This is a genomic window from Streptomyces azureus (assembly GCF_001270025.1).
Lineage (GTDB): Bacteria > Actinomycetota > Actinomycetes > Streptomycetales > Streptomycetaceae > Streptomyces > Streptomyces azureus.
The window spans coordinates 45,833-62,623 of the sequence record NZ_DF968297.1; the positions used below are offsets into that span (position 1 = coordinate 45,833).

At 72.3% G+C, this 16,791-nt stretch carries 18 protein-coding genes; 10 read left to right on the plus strand and 8 right to left on the minus strand.

What is annotated here, in order from left to right; translation table 11 throughout:
- Positions 1–191: 191 nt before the first annotated feature.
- Positions 192–3,449 carry an AfsR/SARP family transcriptional regulator gene (locus tag AOQ53_RS19740; protein WP_059419084.1) on the plus strand — a complete coding sequence of 1,086 codons (3,258 nt, stop codon included), beginning with the start codon at positions 192–194 and terminating at the stop codon, positions 3,447–3,449.
- Positions 3,450–3,455: 6 nt separating this feature from the next.
- Here the strand turns inward: AOQ53_RS19740 and AOQ53_RS19745 are convergent, their stop codons facing one another.
- The 3 genes from AOQ53_RS19745 to AOQ53_RS19755 form a co-directional block, all read right to left on the minus strand.
- Positions 3,456–5,156: a bifunctional 3'-5' exonuclease/DNA polymerase gene (locus tag AOQ53_RS19745; RefSeq protein WP_059419085.1), complete on the minus strand. Its 1,701-nt coding sequence runs from the start codon at positions 5,154–5,156 to the stop codon at positions 3,456–3,458.
- Between the two features lie 805 nt (positions 5,157–5,961).
- The gene (locus AOQ53_RS19750; protein ID WP_059419087.1) at positions 5,962–6,705 is read right to left on the minus strand and encodes a Clp protease N-terminal domain-containing protein; all 744 of its coding nucleotides are present in this window, start codon (positions 6,703–6,705) and stop codon (positions 5,962–5,964) included.
- Between the two features lie 59 nt (positions 6,706–6,764).
- Complete coding sequence (locus AOQ53_RS19755; protein WP_059419113.1) at positions 6,765–7,397, minus strand: LysE family translocator; 633 nt, start codon at positions 7,395–7,397, stop codon at positions 6,765–6,767.
- A gap of 108 nt (positions 7,398–7,505) precedes the next feature.
- Here AOQ53_RS19755 and AOQ53_RS19760 point away from each other — a divergent pair, with 108 nt between their 5' ends.
- Positions 7,506–8,606 carry a DUF2786 domain-containing protein gene (locus tag AOQ53_RS19760; RefSeq protein WP_059419089.1) on the plus strand — a complete coding sequence of 367 codons (1,101 nt, stop codon included), beginning with the start codon at positions 7,506–7,508 and terminating at the stop codon, positions 8,604–8,606.
- A 7-nt stretch (positions 8,607–8,613) separates the two neighbouring features.
- Here AOQ53_RS19760 and AOQ53_RS19765 read toward each other — a convergent pair whose 3' ends face one another.
- The 4 genes from AOQ53_RS19765 to rpmB form a co-directional block, all read right to left on the minus strand.
- Complete coding sequence (locus tag AOQ53_RS19765) at positions 8,614–9,159, minus strand: DUF4232 domain-containing protein (protein ID WP_059419091.1); 546 nt, start codon at positions 9,157–9,159, stop codon at positions 8,614–8,616.
- 160 nt (positions 9,160–9,319) lie between these two features.
- Complete coding sequence (locus AOQ53_RS19770) at positions 9,320–9,883, minus strand: hypothetical protein (protein WP_059419093.1); 564 nt, start codon at positions 9,881–9,883, stop codon at positions 9,320–9,322.
- Between the two features lie 157 nt (positions 9,884–10,040).
- Positions 10,041–10,346, minus strand: coding sequence for a 30S ribosomal protein S14 (gene rpsN, locus AOQ53_RS19775; RefSeq protein WP_059419094.1), 306 nt, complete (start codon positions 10,344–10,346; stop codon positions 10,041–10,043).
- Positions 10,346–10,582, minus strand: coding sequence for a 50S ribosomal protein L28 (rpmB, locus tag AOQ53_RS19780; RefSeq protein ID WP_059419095.1), 237 nt, complete (start codon positions 10,580–10,582; stop codon positions 10,346–10,348). The genes rpsN and rpmB overlap by 1 nt, the downstream gene beginning before the upstream one ends.
- A gap of 63 nt (positions 10,583–10,645) precedes the next feature.
- Between rpmB and rpmG the strand changes: the two genes are divergently transcribed.
- The 6 genes from rpmG (at position 10,646) to AOQ53_RS19810 (ending at position 13,398) form a co-directional block, all read left to right on the plus strand.
- Positions 10,646–10,810, plus strand: a complete 165-nt coding sequence (gene rpmG / locus AOQ53_RS19785) for a 50S ribosomal protein L33 (protein WP_010044249.1) — start codon at positions 10,646–10,648, stop codon at positions 10,808–10,810.
- Positions 10,811–10,812: 2 nt separating this feature from the next.
- Positions 10,813–11,061: a type B 50S ribosomal protein L31 gene (locus tag AOQ53_RS19790; protein WP_059419097.1), complete on the plus strand. Its 249-nt coding sequence runs from the start codon at positions 10,813–10,815 to the stop codon at positions 11,059–11,061.
- A 4-nt stretch (positions 11,062–11,065) separates the two neighbouring features.
- Positions 11,066–12,286 carry a CobW family GTP-binding protein gene (locus tag AOQ53_RS19795; protein ID WP_059419098.1) on the plus strand — a complete coding sequence of 407 codons (1,221 nt, stop codon included), beginning with the start codon at positions 11,066–11,068 and terminating at the stop codon, positions 12,284–12,286.
- Between the two features lie 6 nt (positions 12,287–12,292).
- Complete coding sequence (rpsR, locus tag AOQ53_RS19800) at positions 12,293–12,526, plus strand: 30S ribosomal protein S18 (protein WP_059419099.1); 234 nt, start codon at positions 12,293–12,295, stop codon at positions 12,524–12,526.
- Positions 12,527–12,708: 182 nt separating this feature from the next.
- The gene (locus AOQ53_RS44725) at positions 12,709–13,029 is read left to right on the plus strand and encodes a hypothetical protein (protein ID WP_059419101.1); all 321 of its coding nucleotides are present in this window, start codon (positions 12,709–12,711) and stop codon (positions 13,027–13,029) included.
- Positions 13,030–13,179: 150 nt separating this feature from the next.
- On the plus strand, positions 13,180–13,398 hold the full coding sequence (locus tag AOQ53_RS19810; protein WP_045296613.1) for a DUF397 domain-containing protein: 219 nt from the start codon (positions 13,180–13,182) through the stop codon (positions 13,396–13,398).
- A 91-nt stretch (positions 13,399–13,489) separates the two neighbouring features.
- Here the strand turns inward: AOQ53_RS19810 and AOQ53_RS19815 are convergent, their stop codons facing one another.
- Entirely contained in the window at positions 13,490–13,984 is a 495-nt protein-coding gene (locus AOQ53_RS19815; RefSeq protein WP_059419103.1) for an ATP-binding protein, read from the minus strand.
- A 364-nt stretch (positions 13,985–14,348) separates the two neighbouring features.
- On the opposite strand from AOQ53_RS19815, the gene AOQ53_RS19820 reads away from it, so the two are divergent.
- A complete protein-coding gene (locus AOQ53_RS19820) occupies positions 14,349–15,173 on the plus strand; it encodes a helix-turn-helix domain-containing protein (protein WP_059419115.1) in 825 nt (274 codons plus the stop codon).
- 90 nt (positions 15,174–15,263) lie between these two features.
- Positions 15,264–16,727 (plus strand): aldehyde dehydrogenase family protein, encoded by a 1,464-nt coding sequence (locus tag AOQ53_RS19825; protein WP_059419105.1) that lies wholly within the window; start codon positions 15,264–15,266, stop codon positions 16,725–16,727.
- Positions 16,728–16,791 lie beyond the last annotated feature (64 nt).

Consider the following 16,791-nt stretch of genomic DNA (forward strand, 5'->3'; position numbering starts at 1 on the left):
GAGCCCTGATGGAAGACGGCCGGTGCCGGGGCTGTTCCGGCGGAGAACGCGAGGACGAAGGTGGCGGAAAACCGCTGCCCCGGGGGCGAAAACCCGTCAAGGACGGAGTCTCGCAAGGGCGGCAAGGGCAAGGGCAAGGGCAAGGGCAAGCGCAAGGGCAAGGGGCGGTGGCGCGGGGAGACGGGGGCGCGATGGGGGCATCTGCCTGCTCGGGCAGTGAGCACGGTTCCGAAGAGCGGGGCGGGCTGCGGTTCGGGCTGCTCGGCCCGCCGGTGCTGTACTACGACGTCAGCGGGTCCGGTCGGAGCGAAGCCCGCGGTGTCGCAAGCCCCAAGTCCCGTGTGCTGCTGGCCGCGTTGCTGCTCGACGCCGGACGGGTCGTCTCCGTCGAGTCGCTCAGGGAGGCGCTGTGGGGCGGGGCGCCGCCCGTTTCCGCCCAGGCCTCGTTGCACAACCACGTAGCCCGGTTGCGGCGGTTGCTGGACGATCCCGAGCGGCTGGGGACCGTGCCGTCCGGGTATGTGCTGCGGATCGACGAGGGTGAGCTGGACGTCCATGTGTTCGACGCCCATGTCGCCGCGGCGCGTGCCGCGCACGCCGGGCAGGACTGGGAGCGCGTCGTGCGTGAGTGCGCCGCCGCGCTCGCCCTGTGGCGGGGCGCGCCGCTCGCGGGGCTGCCGACCGAGGTGGGCGGGTACGCCTTCGCGCGGCGGTTGCGCGAGGGACGGCTGCTGCTCCTGGAGTGGCGCTACGACGCCGAGTTGGCGCTGGGCGGCCCGCGTCTCGACGAGCTCGTACCGGAGCTGGCGGCGTTGACCGCCGAGTATCCGCTGCGGGAGGCGTACCACCGTCAGCTCATGCTCGCCCTGCACCGCACCGGCCGCCAGGCAGAGGCCCTGGCCGTCCACCGCGATCTGCGCACCCGACTGGTCGACCAGCTCGGCATCGAGCCGGGGCCCGGGGTGCGGGAGGCTCATGTGGAGGTGTTGCGGGGGGCGGCCGTGGGGAGCGGTGGTTCGGGAGGCGGGTTCGGCTTGGGTGACGGGGGAGCGGCTGCTTCTTCTTCTGCCTCTTCTGCCGCGCGAGTCGCCACGCCGTCCGCCGCCGCGTCGCCCTCGTCCGCTCAACTGCCGCCTGCTCAACTGCCTCCGCCGCCAGCACATTTCACGGGACGCGCCGCCGTACGCGACTCCCTGCGCCGCACTCTCACGACACCCGGAGCGCACTCGGCAACCCCCACGCACCCCACCATCCCTGCCACCGCCGTCATCAGCGGCATGCCCGGCGTCGGCAAGAGCGCACTCGCGCTGCACGTCGCGCACGAGTTGGCGGAACGTTTCCCCGATGGGCAGCTCCACCTCGACCTGCACGGTGCGACCCCGGGTATGGCCCCCCTCACCCCTGGTCAGGCGCTCACCGCGCTGCTGCGTGACCTCGGCGCCGAGCCCTGCCGAATCCCGGAACTCCCCGACGCGGCATCCGCTCTGCTGCGCTCGCTGCTCGCGCCGACCCGCACGCTCCTCGTACTGGACGATGCCGTGAGCGCCGCGCAGGTACGGCCGCTGCTGCCGGGCGGTGCCGGGTGCGCGGTGATCGTCACCAGCCGTTCGCCGCTCACCGCCCTCGACGGGGTCGCCCGCTTTCCGCTCGGCCCGCTGTCGGACGAGGAGAGCGCGGCCCTCCTGGTCGCGGCCTCGGGCCGTGCCGGACTGGACGGCTCCGACGCCGCCCGTCGCCTCGTCGAACTCACCGGCCGCCTCCCCCTCGCCCTGCGCGTCGTCGCCGCGCGGCTCGCCGCCCGGCAGGCCCTCACCCCGGACGTCCTCGCCGGGCAACTGGCCGATACGGAAGGGCGGTTGCGGCACCTCGAGTACGACGACCTGAGCGTGCGCCGCTCCCTGGCCGTCGCACACGACGCACTCGCCGGCTCCGAGCGCGAGGCCGACCGGGACGCGGCCCTCACCCTCCGCCGTATCGGCGCGCTCGATCTGCCCACGTACGGCGCACCCCTGCTCGCCCGCCTCACCGGCACCGGCGAACGCCGCACCGAGGCCGCCCTGGACCGTCTCGTGGACGTGGCACTGCTCCAGGAGCCGGCATACGGCCGCTACGCGCCCCACGACCTCGTCCGCGACTTCGCCCGTGAGCTGGCCGGAGGGTGGGGCGTGGAGGGCACCGGCGGCTCTGGCGGAGGGCGGGGCGCGGAGGGCGCCGGCACTGTTCGCGAACCGGCCGGAAGGCGGGACACGGACGACACCCGCCCCTCCGAAACCGTCTGCGACCTGGCCGGATTACGGGGCGGCGACGACTCCCGGGCCTCCGAAACCGCCCTCCGCTGGTACGCCGCCGTCGCCGAGCGGCTCCTCGTCGCGATCGTCGAGCCCGGACCCGACCAGGACGACCGTCGCCGCCCCACCGCGGCCCAGCCACCTGGTCATGCGGCGCATGTCGCCGCCGTCGCCCCCTTCGGCACCCCCGAGGAGGCCTTCACCTGGGGCGACAGGGAGCTGACGAACGTCGTCACCCTGGTCGAGCGGCACGCGGACGACCCGTGCCGGCAGCGCGCCGGCCTCGTCTCCACCCTCGTGAGACTGATCCTCCCCTACGCGCACCGCAGGGGCCGTGTCGCCGAGATGGAGGTGCTCGGCCGGGCCGGCCTCGGCGTGGCGCGGCGGCTCGGGGACGAGGCAGCGGAGGCGTACGCGCTGGTCGACCTCGCCGGACTGCACTTCCTGACCGGCCGCCAGAACGACGCCCTCGACCTGAACGACCGTGCGCTGGCCATCTGGCGACGGCTCGACGACCCGTCCTGGATCCGCCGCTGCCTCAACAACCGCGGTCTGCTGCTCGACGGGCTCGGCCGGTACGCCGAGGCAGGCGAGGCGCTGACCCGGAGCCTGGAGTACGCACGGCAGCTGAACCACCCGTACGGCGAGGCCGTCACCCGCAGCCACCTCGGCAACCTCTACGAGCACACCGACCCGCGGGCCGCCATCGAGCAGCACCGGCGTTCGCTCGCCATCGGGGACGAGATCGGCGCCGTGATCGTGCGGCACTCCGCGCACTGCAATATCGGATACGCCCTTCTGCGGCTCGGCGAACCGGCCGCCGCCCTCCCGCACTTCGAGGAGAGCCTGCGCATCCTCGGCGGTCACGGCGACTGGCACGGCGAGTCCCAGACCCGGCTCGGTCTCGTCCGCGCGCTGCGTCTGCTGGGCCGCACCGGGCGGGCCGCCCGCGAGTGCGCCGAGCTGCTGGACCGGGCCGACGCCCGTGCCGACCGCTACACCGGCGGTCTCGCCCGCCACCAGCACGGGCTGCTGCTGATCGAGCGGGGGCACGTCGGCGAGGCGCACCAGGAGTGGCGCTCGGCTCTCGCGGCGCTGGAGGAGACCGACGAGCACACGGTGGTCACGGAACTCCGCGAGCTGCTCGCTCTCCCGGACTGACACCGGCTATTTGGCGTCCGCATAACACTCCACCACCGCCGTCGTGAACGGAAACCGCACCGGCGTCTCCCCGAAGGTCAGCCGTCCGGCCAGAGCCGCCGCCTCGCGGATCGCCGTCACGACAGCGGCCGTCTCCTCCTCGGGACAGTGCACGATCACCTCGTCGTGCTGGAAGAAGACCAGCTCGGCCGCCATGCCCGCGCAAGCCTTCCGCAGCGCGGCGAGCAGCAGCAGGGCCCAGTCGGCGGCGCTGCCCTGGACGACGAAGTTACGGGCGAAGCGGCCGCGGGCGCGGGCGTTGGTGGAGGCGTAGCCGGGGACCCACTGTCCGCCCTCGGACTGGTCGTCCTCCGGAACGACCGACGCGGCCGGAATGCCCGCCTCCTCGGTCGCGTCGTCCGTCCCCCGGGCCGCCGGCGGGCAGGTCCGGCCGAGCCACGTCCGCACGAGCCGGCCCTCCTCGCCGGCGCGGGCCGCGTCGTCGACGTACGCCACCGCACGCGGGAAACGGCGTCTGAGCGCGGCGAGGTTCTTCAGGCCGTCGCCGGAGGTCTGGCCGTAGACGGCGCCGAGCACGGCGAGTTTGGCCTGGTCGCGGTCGCCGGAGAAGGCGCGGTCGGAGACGGACTGGTACAGGTCGGTCTCCCGGCCGGCCACCTCCATCAGGCCGGGGTCGCGGGAGATCGCGGCGAGGACGCGCGGTTCCATCTGGTCGGCGTCGGCGACGACGAGCCGCCAGCCGGGGTCGGCGACCACGGCCCGCCGGATCACCTTGGGGATCTGGAGCCCGCCTCCGCCGTTGGTCACCCAGCGCCCGGTCACCGTCCCGCCGGCGAGGAACTCGGGCCGGAAGCGCCCGTCGCGCACCCAGTCCTGGAGCCAGGACCAGCCGTGGGCGACCCAGATGCGGTACAGCTTCTTGTACTCGAGCAGGGGCTTCACGGCCGGGTGGTCGACGGACTCGATCTCCCAGCGGCGGGTCGAGGAGACTTTGATGCCGGCCTGCGCGAAGGCTTTGACCACGTCGGCCGGCAGGTCGGGGCGGACCCGGCGGCCGAACGCGGTGGACACCTCGTCGGCGAGTTCGGCCAGGCGGCGTGGTTCGCCGCCGCCCGCGTACCGCTCGCCCAGCAGGTCGTGGAGCACCGCGCGGTGCACGTCGGTGCTCCAGGGCAGCCCGGCGCGGTTCATCTCGGCGGCCACCAGCATGCCCGCGGACTCGGCGGCCGTCAGCAGGCGCATCCGGTCGGGGTGCTCGGGCCGCTCGTGCCGCCGCTGCTGCTCGGCGTAGACCGCGAGGAGGTCTTGCAGGGGCAGGTGGACGCCCTGCGGTTCGAACAGTGAGGACTGGGAGCCCGGTTCGGCGGAGCGCTGAGGCGGATCGGGCGGTACGGGGCCGCCGCGCAGCCGGGCCAGGGCGGCCGCGGCCGAGCGTGGTTCCCCGTACCGCCCCTCGTGGCCGAGGAGGAGCGTCTCGGCGGCCTCGATGTCGTAGCACCGCTCGACTCGCACCCCCGTGGCGAGCAGGCGCGGGTAGACCTCGGCGGTGGACCGCCACACCCACCGCGTGACGCCGGGACGGCTCCGCACGGCCTCGGCGGGATCCGCCTCCCGCCGCACCGGCCCGGCGGGCAGCCCGTCCGGACCGAGGGGGGCGACATCCACGCCACCGTCCTCGGCCGGAGCGAGCGCCCACCGGTCGGCCATGCTGCGAGTGTGACAGGAGGGTCTGACAACGACCTCGGGCCGCTGTCCCGGTCCCGGCCTTGGCCTCCGGCCTCGCCTCGGTCCGGGGTTGGGAGCAGGGGTCGGCGTCGGTTCCGGTCTGGGTCCGGGCCTCGGCTCTCCGCCTTGGTTCCGGCTTTCGGTCTGGGCTTGGGACCAGGGGTCGGCGTCGGTTCCGGTCTGGGGCCCGGCCTCGGCCCTCCGCCTCGGTTCTGGCCCTCGGTCTGGGCTTGGGACCAGGGGTCGGCGTCGGTTCCGGTCTGGGTCCCGACCTCGGCCCTCCGCCTCGGTTCCGGTCCCGGTCCCGGCCTTGGCCTCCGGCCTCGCCTCGGTCGGGGCCTGGGTCCAGGGGGCGGCGTCGGTCCCGGTCTGGGTCCCGGCCTTGGCCCTCCGCCTCGGTTCCGGTCCTGGCCCTCGGTCTCTGCCCTGGCCTTCGGTCTCGGTCTCGGTCCCGGCCCTCGGCTCCGGTCCCGGCCCTCGCCCTCGTCCTCGGCCCCGGCTCCGCCCTCGTCCTCGGCCCCGGCTCCGCCCTCGTACTCGGCCCCGGTCCCGGCCCTCGACTCCGGTCCCGGCCCTCGCCTCGCCCCCGGCCCTCGCCTCGCCCCCGGCCTCGCCTCGCCCCCGGCCTGGGCCCAGGCGTCGACGTCGGTCCCGGCCCTGACCTCGGTCCCGGTCTGGGCCCGGCCCTCCGCCTCGGTCCCGGCCCCCGGCCTCGCCTCGGTCCCGGCCTGGGTCCAGGCGTCGGCGTCGGTCACCGTCCCGGTTCCCGATCACCGCCTGGGCGGTCTCACGCCTCGTCCGGCGTGTCCTCCTGCGCCTGCACGATCTTCTCCAGCACCTCGGCCACGTACCGCTCGGTCCGCTCCTTGCCGATGCCCAGGCCGCTGAGGACGCCCTCGCCGTTCTCGTGCTCCAGCAGGGCGAGCAGGATGTGCTCGGTGCCGATGTAGTTGTGGCCGAGGCGCAGGGCCTCGCGGAAGGTGAGTTCCAGGACCTTCTTGGCGGCCTGGCCGTACGGCACGAGCTCCGGGGGCTCCTCGACGGCCGGGGGCAGTGCGGCGGTCGCCGCCTCGCGGACGGCGTCGAGGGAGACGCCCTGCTTGACGAGTGCCTTCGCGGCGAGGCCGTCGGGCTCGGCCAGCAGTCCGAGGACGAGGTGCTCGGGGACACCCTCGGCGTTACGCGCGGACCGGGCCTCGTTGTGCGCGGCCATCACCGCGTTGCGGGCGCGGGGCGTGTAGCGGTTGAAGCCCTGGCTGGGGTCGAGGTCGGCCGACTCCTTCGGCACGAAGCGCTTCTGCGCGGCCTGCCGGGTGACCCCCATGCTCTTGCCGATGTCCGTCCAGGAGGCGCCCGAACGCCGGGCCTGGTCCACGAAGTGGCCGATCAGGTGGTCGGCCACCTCGCCGAGGTGATCGGCGGCGAGCACCGCGTCCTGGAGCTGTTCGAGGGGTTCCTGGTGCACCTTCTTGATCGCCGCGATCAGGTCGTCGAGACGGAAAGATGACGTGATGTTGGGGTTCGTCGTCATGGTGTCAACCGTAGGTTGCACCCCCTGGGGTGTCAACCACGAGTTGACGCTCGCCCTGGCTACTTCGGAGACGTCACCACCAACCGCACCGCCAACCCCGTGAACACGGTCCCGGAGACGATGTTCAGCCAGCGGTTCACCCGCGCACTGCGCCTGAGGAAGGACGACAGCCGCCCCGCGAGCAGGCCGACGCTGCCGTCCCACAGGAAGCCCATCACGACGAGCGTGACCCCGAGCAGCAGCAACTGGCCCTGGACATGGCCGAGCGACGGGTTCACGAACTGCGGCAGGAACGCCACGTTGAAGAGGATCACCTTGGGGTTGAGCAGATTGGTGATCGCGCCCTGCCAGAAGGCCCGCCTCATCCCCGGCCCCACGGCGCCCGTCCCCTCCTCGCCCGGCACCGAACGGTCGCGGAACGCCTTCACCGCCAGATAGAGCAGATAGGCCGCGCCCGCCCAGCGCAGCACGTGGTACAGCGTCGGCAACGCCGTGAACAGGGCCGACAGACCGAGAGCCGCCGCGACCGCGTGCACGAGCATCGCGCACGCCACCCCGAACGCCGCCATCACCCCGGCGGTGGGCCCGCCCCGTCCGCCCATCGCCACGATGAACATCATGTCCGGGCCGGGGGTGATGCAGAGCGCGAAGGCGGCGACGAGGAACGCCGCGTACAGAGACATGTCCACCATGAGGCCATGGTCGAGGCGCCGCCGCGCGCGGATGGCCCAATTCCGGGGAGTGAGACGCACGAGGTCGCGCATGCCGGGCCGGCCGCGCCGACGTGGCACCATCGGCCCGTGAGTACGCCCACCACCGTCGACCGCGCGTTCGAGACCGCCCTGTACGACAACAGCGAGACGGCCCTCGACGCCGGCGCGTCCCTGCTCGCGTCCGACCCGGCAGCGGACGCAGAACTCGCCCGGCGCGGTGAGGAGTTCGTGGCGGCGGCCTGGCGGCGCGGCTGGCAGCCGGCCGACGTCGTACGGACCGTCCGGCGGGAGCTGGACGACGTACACGTACGCCTGGTGACGGCGCTGATCCGGGCGCAGGCGCCGCACGACCGTGCGCGCGGCCGCCGCTGGAGCGCGCAGCTCGCGGAGCTCCCCGCCGAGGCCCCGCCCCGCACCGACCGCTTCTCGTACGCCACCGCCGTGCTGGAGCTGTACCGCCTGCTGCTGCGCCTGCCCGCGCTCGAGTCCCTCGACGAGTCGCCCGGGGAGCCGAAGACCGAGTCCCGGATGCTCGGCCGGATCCGCGCCCTGCTCGCCAAGGCGGAGGCCACCGGGTACCCGGAGGAGGCGGAGGCGCTCAGTGCCAAGGCGCAGGAGCTGATGGCCCGGCACAGTGTCGACGAGGCACTGCTCGCGGCCCGGGCGCCCTCGCCCGAGACGCCCGGGGCCTGCCGGATGGGTGTCGAACCGCCGTACGAGCAGGCCAAGGCGGTGCTGCTGGACGCCGTCGCCGCAGCCAACCACTGCCGGGCGGTGTGGAACGAACCCCTCGGCTTCTCCACCGTCGTCGGCTTCGAGACCGACCTGGAGGTGGTCGAACTCCTCTACACCTCACTCCTCGTGCAGGCCACGACCGCGATGACGAAGGCGGAGGCCGCTCAGCGTGCGGCCGGCCGCAAGCGCACCAAGACGTTCCGGCAGTCCTTCCTCGCGGCTTACGCCCACCGCATCGGCACCCGTCTGGCGGCAGCCGCCAAGACCCAGGTGACGGAGGACCTGCTCCCGGTCCTCGCCTCCCGCGACGTGGCGGTCACCGGCCGGATGGACTCGATGTTCCCGGAGACGACCACGACCCGCCTGCGCGGTGTGCGCGACGCGGCGGGCTGGACGGAGGGCGCGCAGGCGGCGGACCGCGCCCAGGTCGGACACCGCCCGCCGCTGCGCTGACCTGCTGTCAGTCGCCCGAGGACTCGAAGCCGCTCACCGAGGCCTGCGCCGCGCCGCCGCTGCCGCTCCCGTCCCTCCGGGCGACCTCGCCGTACGACCACGTCAGGTCGTGCGCGTCCTCGGGGGCGCCGGGCAGGGTGAAGGACGCCTTCCGTACGGCAAGGCTCTTCGCGGAGCCGGCCTCGCCCCGGACGTAGGTGATCGTGAAGGATGTGGTGCCGCCCTTCCTCAGTGTGAGCGGCTGGGCCTTCGCGCCCTCCTCCGGGGACACGGACGTCGTGCTGTCCTCGGCCGCGAGGTCCACGGAGGGGAAGCCCTTCAGGGTGCACTGCGCGCCCTGGTTGGTGAGCGTGACGGTGACGTTGCCGGTGTCCCCGGCGGCCGGGGCGGCACCGGCCCCGACCTCCACGCCCAGGTCGCCGATCGCGCAGGCCGAACCGTTCGCCGGATCAGCGTTCTTCGCGTCGTCGGCGCCGGTCTTGCCGTCGTCGCAGGCGGTCAGCAGGAGCGTGGCGGCGAGGGCGGCTGCCAGGGTGAGGGGCAAGGTGCGCATGGGGTCCTCTGAGCGTGTTGAGCATGAGCGGCTTCGGGCCCCTGGATCATCACGCACGCGGATGCGGTACGGGCACCCACCCCCTGCGAATCGCCCGAAAGCCGGACGGGCCGCGGCGCCCGAAGGTGATCACGGCCCGTCCGTACGCTTCGAGGTCCTGCTACCCGAGGCCCGCCGTCGGCAACCCGGTCGGCAGCTTCCCGCCCTCGGCCCTGGTGTACGTCTCCGCGCCGAGGCCGCCCTCCCAGGTGACCTTGAGGCTCTTGCCGTTCACGGAGTCGACCGTGCCGGTCGTCCGGTCCTTGCTGCCGTCCTTGCACTTCAGGCGGATCATCCGCGTCCCGGACTCCTCACCCGCGGTGCCGGTGCACATGCTGCCGCCGGTCGCGAAGATCGCGGCCTGCTTGCCGGTGATCACCAGGGCCACGGCCTTGCCGCCGGTCGTCGCGAGCCAGCTGCCCTGGAGCCCGCCGGCGTCCGTCCCGTCGGAACCGGATGCGGACCCGGAGTCCGAACCGGAGCCGGAGTCGCCGCCCGTCCCGGCGGACGCGGTGGCGGACGGGGCCGGGCTGGACGCCGAGTCGTCCCCGGAGCCGCCGTCACCGCTGCACGCGGACAGCATGAGCACGCCCGCCAGGCCCGCGGCCAGTGCCGCGACCCGCGCGCGCCGACGGGCTCCCGGGCGACGCGCTCCCGGGCGACGCGAGAAGATCACCGAAGTCACTGCAAGCCCCCAAGCTGTAGCCGGCCGACCGGCCCCGCCGGAGCCCGTCGGCCCGTGCCGGAACGACCGAAGCAAGCTACCAGGGCCGGTCAAGAGGCCCCCGGGGCGAATCCCCGGGGGCCTCTCACCGCCCGCCGGCGCCGGGAAGGCCCCAGGCTCACCAGGACGACTTGCGTACCCCCGGCAGATACCCCGCGTGCGCCTGCTCCCGCAGACTCACCCGGGACAGTCCGAACGTCCGGAAGTAACCGCGCGGCCGCCCGTCCACCTGGTCCCGGTTGCGCACCCGCGTGGCGCTGGCGTCGCGCGGCTGCCTGCGCAGTTCCGCCTGCGCGGCGAGCCGTTCGGCGTCCGTGGACGACGGCCGCCGGATGATCTCCTTCAGCTCGGCCCGCCGGGCGGCGTACCGCGCGACGATCTCCTGCCGCTGGTCGTTCTTAGCGATCTTGCTCTTCTTCGCCATCAGACCTTCACTCCCCGGGCGCGGATACGGGCGACGGCCGCCTCGACTCCGATCGTGTCGATCGTCTTGATCGCCCTGGCGCTCAGCCGCAGGCGTACGTACCGGCCCTCGCTCGGCAGCCAGTAGCGCTTGGTCTGGATGTTGGGGTCGAACCGGCGTGACGTGCGCCGGTGGGAGTGCGAGATGCGGTTGCCGAAGCCGGGCTGGGTGCCGGTCAGCATGCAGTGCGCGGACATGTGGTGACGTACCTCTCTGCCTCAGGAGATGTAAATGGAATTCATTTTCAGTAGCATAGCGGCATGGCACGCAATGAACTCCGGCCGGTCATCAAGCTCCGGTCCACGGCCGGGACCGGCTACACCTACGTGACCCGCAAGAACCGTCGCAACGACCCGGACCGACTGACCCTGCGCAAGTTCGATCCGGTCGTCGGCCGCCACGTCGACTTCCGAGAGGAGCGCTGACCATGCGCAAGGGAATCCACCCGGACTACGGTCCCGTCGTCTTCCGCGACCGTGCCGCGAACTACGCGTTCCTCACCCGCTCGACGATGACGAGCGAGAAGACGATCGAGTGGGAGGACGGCAACACCTACCCGGTCGTGGACGTCGAGATCTCCGACGTCAGCCACCCCTTCTACACCGGCACCGCCCGCGTCCTGGACACCGCGGGACGCGTGGAGCGCTTCGAGCGCCGGTACGGAAAGAAGGGCTGACCCCGTGTCCGAGCTCTCCGTCGTCATCGTCGGCGGGCTGCACGCCGACGCCCGCAAGGCGGCCGTGGCGCGGCTGCTCGCCGACGTGCCGGGCAGCGTCGCACTCCACCACGACCTGGCGACGGCCGCGGCCGGCACGGTCGTACGGACCGTCCGGGACGCCACGGGCATCCTGGACGCGGGGGAGGCGCCGCTCGTCAACGACTGTGCCTGCTGCGCCCTGCGCGAGGACCTGGTCCCGGAGCTCGAGCGGCTCGCGGACGCCGGACAGACGCCCCTGGCCGTCGTCGAGCTGTGGGATTCCGTCGAGCCCAAGGCCATGGCAGAGGTCGTCACGGCCGGCGGGCTCACCGTCACCGGCGTGATCACCGCCGTCGACCCGGCCCTGGTCCTGCCGTACCTCGGCAACGGCGACGACCTGGCCGACGGCGGTCTCGCCGCCGCCACCACCGACCAGCGCACGGTCGCCGACACCTTCGCCCGCCAGCTGGAGTACGCCCCCGTCCTCGCGATCGCCGAGTCCCCGGAGGCCGACGACGAGGACCGCGAACTGCTCGCCCAGTTGCACCCGACGGCCCGCCAGGTCCCGATCGGCCACGGCGACCTGGCGGGCGCACCCGCGCTCGGCGCCTTCGCGCAGGACACGGCTGGCGGCCTGACCGTGCCGCCCCCGCGGCGACGCCCGTTCTCGCCGCTGGCCGAGGCCGCTCTGGCCGGCTTCGACGTGGAGTCGGCGGCGTCCGCCCAGCACCCGGCCTGTGCCCTGCTCCCCGCCGAGGCCGACGCGCACGGCGTCTCCACCCTGGTCTGGCAGCAGCGCCGCCCTTTCCACCCGGAGCGGCTCTACGCCGCCCTGGAGGACCTGACCTGCGCGGCCGCCCGCAGCCGGGGCCGGTTCTGGCTCGCCGACAAGCCCGACACGCTGTTCCACTGGGACGCGGCGGGCGGGGCCCTCTGCGTGGAGAGCGTGGGTCCGTGGCTGGCCTCGCTGCCGGACGCGGCCTGGGAGATGGTCCCGCCGGTGCGCCGCGCCGCCGCCGCGCTGGACTGGCACCCCGAGCACGGCGACCGGGGCCAGCACCTGGTCTTCACCTCGCCCGGCCTCGACCGTGACGGCCTGGAGCGGCTGCTGGAGTCCTGTCTGCTGACCGACGCCGAGTACGCGGCCGGGCGCGACGCCTGGCAGCGGCTGCCGCACGCCTTCGACACTCTCCTGGAGGTCTGAACCGACATGCCCCGCAAGATCGACCGCAAGCCCGTCAAGAATCGTCCCAACCCGCTGGACCAGGCCGGGATCGAGTACATCGACTACAAGGACACCGACCTGCTGCGGAAGTTCATCTCCGACCGCGGCAAGATCCGCAGCCGCCGGGTCACCCGTGTGTCGGCCCAGCAGCAGCGGCAGCTGGCCCGGGCGATCAAGAACGCGCGCGAGATGGCGCTGCTGCCGTACTCCAGCCGCTGAGCCCGTCCTCCGGCTGCTGCTGCACTCCCGCCGCCGCTGCCGTACGCCGGCCGCCGAGCGCCTGCGCCCGGGTGAGGTTCCCCACGCTTGACGGGTGGGGAACCTCATGCATTGGTCACGAGGCCGCAGGGGCGCACGCCGGGCGGTCCGTCAGGGCCAGGTGGCCGACCGGGTGTCCGGCGATGGTCCGACCCTCGCCCGGCCCCGAGGACGACGCCACGGTCATCCGCACGGCCCATTTCTCCCCGCCCCCGCATGCCGCGGCCTTCTTCCGTATGGAGGCCGGACGGTCCTGCTCGAGGCCCCCGGGCCCGCGCCCCAGCTCCGGCTTCTCCGGCCTCGCCACCGACCCGGCGCCCGTCCCCGCCGCCGAGCGGATGCTCCGCCTCCACGACACCTCCGCCGAACCAGCCGACTTCGTCGCGGGTGCCCGGGAACGCGCGGCGGTGCAGCACCGTCAGAACAGGCAAGGGCTTTCGGTAAAGCGGTCGTCAAAGCTGTAACCGGAGAACCACCCCGCGTGCACGTGCATCTGCCCATGCGTCTGCACGTGAACAAAGCTATGATCCGGGTCAGTTGACCACTGCATCAATGGCCACACAAGCCAGTGCACCACCGGGGAGCGACCTGTGGACCACGACGTGTACAACGGTATGGCGGCCGCCGGGCTGCACGGTGTGGCCTGGCAGAAGAGCCGGCACAGCAACTCGCAGGGTTCATGCGTGGAGTTCGCCCGGTTGCCGGGCGGTGACGTGGCCGTCCGTAACTCGCGCTTCCCCGACGGTCCCGCGCTGGTCTACACCCGTGCGGAGATCGAGGCCATGCTGCTGGGCGTGAAGGACGGCGAGTTCGACCACCTGGTCGGCGGCTGACGGACCGCCAGGCCCCTTAGGGCAAGGGGTATCCGTGATCAACGCGCCGCGACGCGCGTAGAACCGCGGGGCCAGGAAGCGCCGCGGTTTCTCATTCGCCGTTCGGCCCCGAACCGGGCCGCGGCAGCCGGAACAGCGCCCAGACCACCTTGCCGCTGAGCTCACCCGCGAGCGGGTGCCAACCCCAGCTGTCACTGAAGGAGTCGACGAGGAACAGCCCCCGGCCGGACTCGGCCGAGAAGTCGTCGGTCTCCCGGGCGACGGGACTGTCATGGCTGGGATCGCGCACCGCGCACACCAGCCGCTCGGCCCACCGCATCAGATGCAGCCGTACGGGAGGTTCCTGAACGGCGGCGCACCGGGTGCTCGCCGGCAGGCCGTGCCGCAGGGCGTTGGTGACGAGTTCCGAGACCACCAGGCAGACGTCGTCGAAATGGTCGCCCATGTCCCACTGGTCGAGCGTTCTGCGGGTGAACCGCCGTGCCTCGCGCACCGCTTCGTAGCGGGCGGGCAGAGCACAGGAGGCGGCGTCGGACACGGCCGCGGGATCCAGCGGCGGAAGGCCCTGCCGTAACGGCTCGAGCATGGTCGATCCATTCGTCCCCATGCGAGGCACTCCCGGGAATTCGCGGTCGGTGCGATGCGGCGGTGGTGCGGGACCATGGTTTCGGATGCGTACAGCAGATGCAAGGGCAGATGCACGTGCAGGTGACCGGAATGAGTCATCCCGTACCGCTTGTTGGTCAATTTTTCCGTCATCATCGTGACCCAGTCCGTCCGTCGCTTGCCTCTCTTCTTGTTTCCGCGTGCGTGCGCCTCCCGGCCCGATTCCGTTTCCGTAACCGGACGAGTACTGCTCGGAGTGTTTTAGTGGCAGACTTCGGCCCTTGGAGACGTTGGGGAGGCTGGCGAACGTGAGCGCGGGAGAGCCGGGATCGGTGGTGCGGCGCATGCTGCTCGGATCACAACTCAGGCGACTGCGTGAGGCGCGAGGCATCACGCGCGAGGCGGCGGGCTACTCGATCCGCGCCTCCGAGTCGAAGATCAGCCGGATGGAGTTGGGCCGGGTGAGCTTCAAGACCAGAGACGTCGAGGACCTGCTGACGCTGTACGGCATCACGGACGAGCAGGAGCGCGCGTCCCTGCTGTCCCTGGCCAAGGAGGCCAACGTCGCGGGCTGGTGGCACAGTTACTCCGACGTGCTGCCCAGCTGGTTCCCCACCTACGTCGGCCTGGAGGGCGCCGCCTCGCTGATCCGGGCCTACGAGGTGCAGTTCGTGCACGGCCTGCTCCAGACCGAGGCGTACGCGCACGCGGTGGTCCGGCGGGGCATGCAGGGCGCGAGCGAGGCCGATGTCGAGCGGCGCGTGGCGCTGCGTCTGGAGCGGCAGAAGTACCTCGTGGACGAGAGCGCCCCCGACTTCCACATCATCCTGGACGAGGCCGCCCTGCGCCGCCCGTACGGGGACCGTGAGGTGATGCGCGGCCAGCTCCAGCACCTCATCGAGGTCTCCGAGCGGCCCAACGTGCGCCTTCAGGTGGTGCCGTTCAGTCTCGGCGGCCACTCCGGCGAAAGTGGCGCGTTCACGATCCTCAGCTTCCCGGAGTCCGACCTCTCGGACGTCGTCTACCTGGAGCAGCTCACCAGCGCGCTGTACCTGGACAAGCCCGAGGACGTCGCCCAGTACGAGAAGGCGCTCAAGGAGCTCCAGAGCGACAGCCCGGGCCCTTCGGAGAGCCGGGATCTTCTCCGGGGGCTCCTCCAACTCTCCTGAAGCCTCCAACTCGCCTGAGACGTCAGTACGATGACGTGTGATCAGATCGTGAAGGCGCGATCGAGGGTCTGCTAGGGATCGAGGGATCACATGTCGTCGTCCTACTTCACCGACCTTGCACAGCAGTACATCGACGGTGAGTGGCGCCCGGGTACCGGTTCCTGGGACATCATCGACTTCAACCCGTACGACGACGAGAAGCTGGCGTCGATCACGATAGCCACGGTCGACGAGGTCGACCAGGCGTACCAGGCGGCCGCCCGTGCCCAGAAGCAGTGGGCCGCGACCAACCCCTACGCCCGCCGCGCGGTCTTCGAGAAGGCCCTGAGGCTCATCGAGGAGCGCGAGGCCGAGATATCCGAGGCGATCATCGCCGAGCTCGGCGGGACGCGTCTGAAGGCGGCCTTCGAACTGCACCTCGCCAAGGAGTTCCTGCGCGAGGCGGTCCAGCTGGCGCTGCGCCCCGAGGGCCGGATCCTCCCCTCGCCGGTGGACGGCAAGGAGAACCGCGTCTACCGCGTGCCAGTCGGTGTCGTGGGTGTGATCAGCCCGTTCAACTTCCCGTTCCTGCTCTCGATCAAGTCCGTCGCCCCGGCGCTCGCGCTCGGCAACGCCGTGGTGCTCAAGCCGCACCAGAACACACCGATCGTCGGCGGCTCCCTGGTCGCGAAGATCTTCGAGGACGCGGGCCTGCCCGGCGGTCTGCTGAACGTCGTCATCACCGACATCGCGGAGATCGGCGACGCCTTCCTGGAGCACCCGGTGCCCAAGGTCATCTCCTTCACCGGCTCCGACCAGGTCGGCCGGCACGTGGCGACGGTCTGCGCCCGGCTGTTCAAGCGCTCGGTCCTCGAACTGGGCGGCAACAGCGCGCTGGTGGTCCTCGACGACGCCGACATCGACTACGCGGTCGACGCGGCGGTCTTCAGCCGGTACGTCCATCAGGGCCAGGTCTGCATGGCCGCCAACCGCATCCTCGTCGACCGGTCCGTCGCCGACGAGTTCACCGAGAAGTTCGTAGCCAAGGTGAAGACCCTCAAGGCGGGCGACCCGCGCGACCCGGAGACCGTCATCGGCCCGGTCATCAACTCCTCGCAGGCGGACGCCGTCGCGGGCGCGGTCGAGCAGGCCCTCGCCGAGGGCGCCACGGCCCTGGTGCGCGGCGGTCGCACCGACAACCTCGTCGAGCCGTCCGTCCTGACCGGCCTGCCCGCCGGCTCGGACCTGCTGAGGCAGGAGATCTTCGGCCCGGTCGCCTTCCTCGTCCCGTTCGACGGCGAGGAGGAGGCCGTCCGCCTCGTCAACGACACCCCCTACGGCCTGAGCGGCGCCGTCCACACCGGCGACATCGAGCGGGGCGTGAACTTCGCCAAGCAGATCGACACCGGCATGTTCCACGTGAACGACGGCACCGTCCACGACGAGCCGATCGTCCCCTTCGGCGGCGAGAAGCACTCGGGCCTGGGCCGGCTCAACGGCGAGACGATGCTGGACTCCTTCACCACGCTGAAGTGGATCTCCGTGCAGCACGGGCGCAGCCGCTTCCCGTTCTAGACCCAACGCCGTTCAGTTAGGCGTGGGGGCTGTTCGTCAAGGCTGGTGAACGAGGCAGCGGAGC

Coding starts and splice junctions, on each gene's coding strand:
- rpsR (WP_059419099.1), top strand. CDS start 12,293: ATGCCCCGCAAGATCGACCGCAAGCCCGTCAAGAATCGTCCCAACCCG.
- rpmG (WP_010044249.1), top strand. CDS start 10,646: ATGGCACGCAATGAACTCCGGCCGGTCATCAAGCTCCGGTCCACGGCC.
- AOQ53_RS19825 (WP_059419105.1), top strand. CDS start 15,264: ATGTCGTCGTCCTACTTCACCGACCTTGCACAGCAGTACATCGACGGT.
- AOQ53_RS19755 (WP_059419113.1), bottom strand. CDS start 7,397: ATGGTGGACATGTCTCTGTACGCGGCGTTCCTCGTCGCCGCCTTCGCG.
- AOQ53_RS19815 (WP_059419103.1), bottom strand. CDS start 13,984: ATGCTCGAGCCGTTACGGCAGGGCCTTCCGCCGCTGGATCCCGCGGCC.
- AOQ53_RS19810 (WP_045296613.1), top strand. CDS start 13,180: ATGGCGGCCGCCGGGCTGCACGGTGTGGCCTGGCAGAAGAGCCGGCAC.
- rpmB (WP_059419095.1), bottom strand. CDS start 10,582: ATGTCCGCGCACTGCATGCTGACCGGCACCCAGCCCGGCTTCGGCAAC.
- AOQ53_RS19820 (WP_059419115.1), top strand. CDS start 14,349: ATGCTGCTCGGATCACAACTCAGGCGACTGCGTGAGGCGCGAGGCATC.
- AOQ53_RS19740 (WP_059419084.1), top strand. CDS start 192: ATGGGGGCATCTGCCTGCTCGGGCAGTGAGCACGGTTCCGAAGAGCGG.
- AOQ53_RS19750 (WP_059419087.1), bottom strand. CDS start 6,705: ATGACGACGAACCCCAACATCACGTCATCTTTCCGTCTCGACGACCTG.
- AOQ53_RS19765 (WP_059419091.1), bottom strand. CDS start 9,159: ATGCGCACCTTGCCCCTCACCCTGGCAGCCGCCCTCGCCGCCACGCTC.
- AOQ53_RS19745 (WP_059419085.1), bottom strand. CDS start 5,156: ATGGCCGACCGGTGGGCGCTCGCTCCGGCCGAGGACGGTGGCGTGGAT.
- AOQ53_RS44725 (WP_059419101.1), top strand. CDS start 12,709: ATGGTCCGACCCTCGCCCGGCCCCGAGGACGACGCCACGGTCATCCGC.
- rpsN (WP_059419094.1), bottom strand. CDS start 10,346: ATGGCGAAGAAGAGCAAGATCGCTAAGAACGACCAGCGGCAGGAGATC.
- AOQ53_RS19790 (WP_059419097.1), top strand. CDS start 10,813: ATGCGCAAGGGAATCCACCCGGACTACGGTCCCGTCGTCTTCCGCGAC.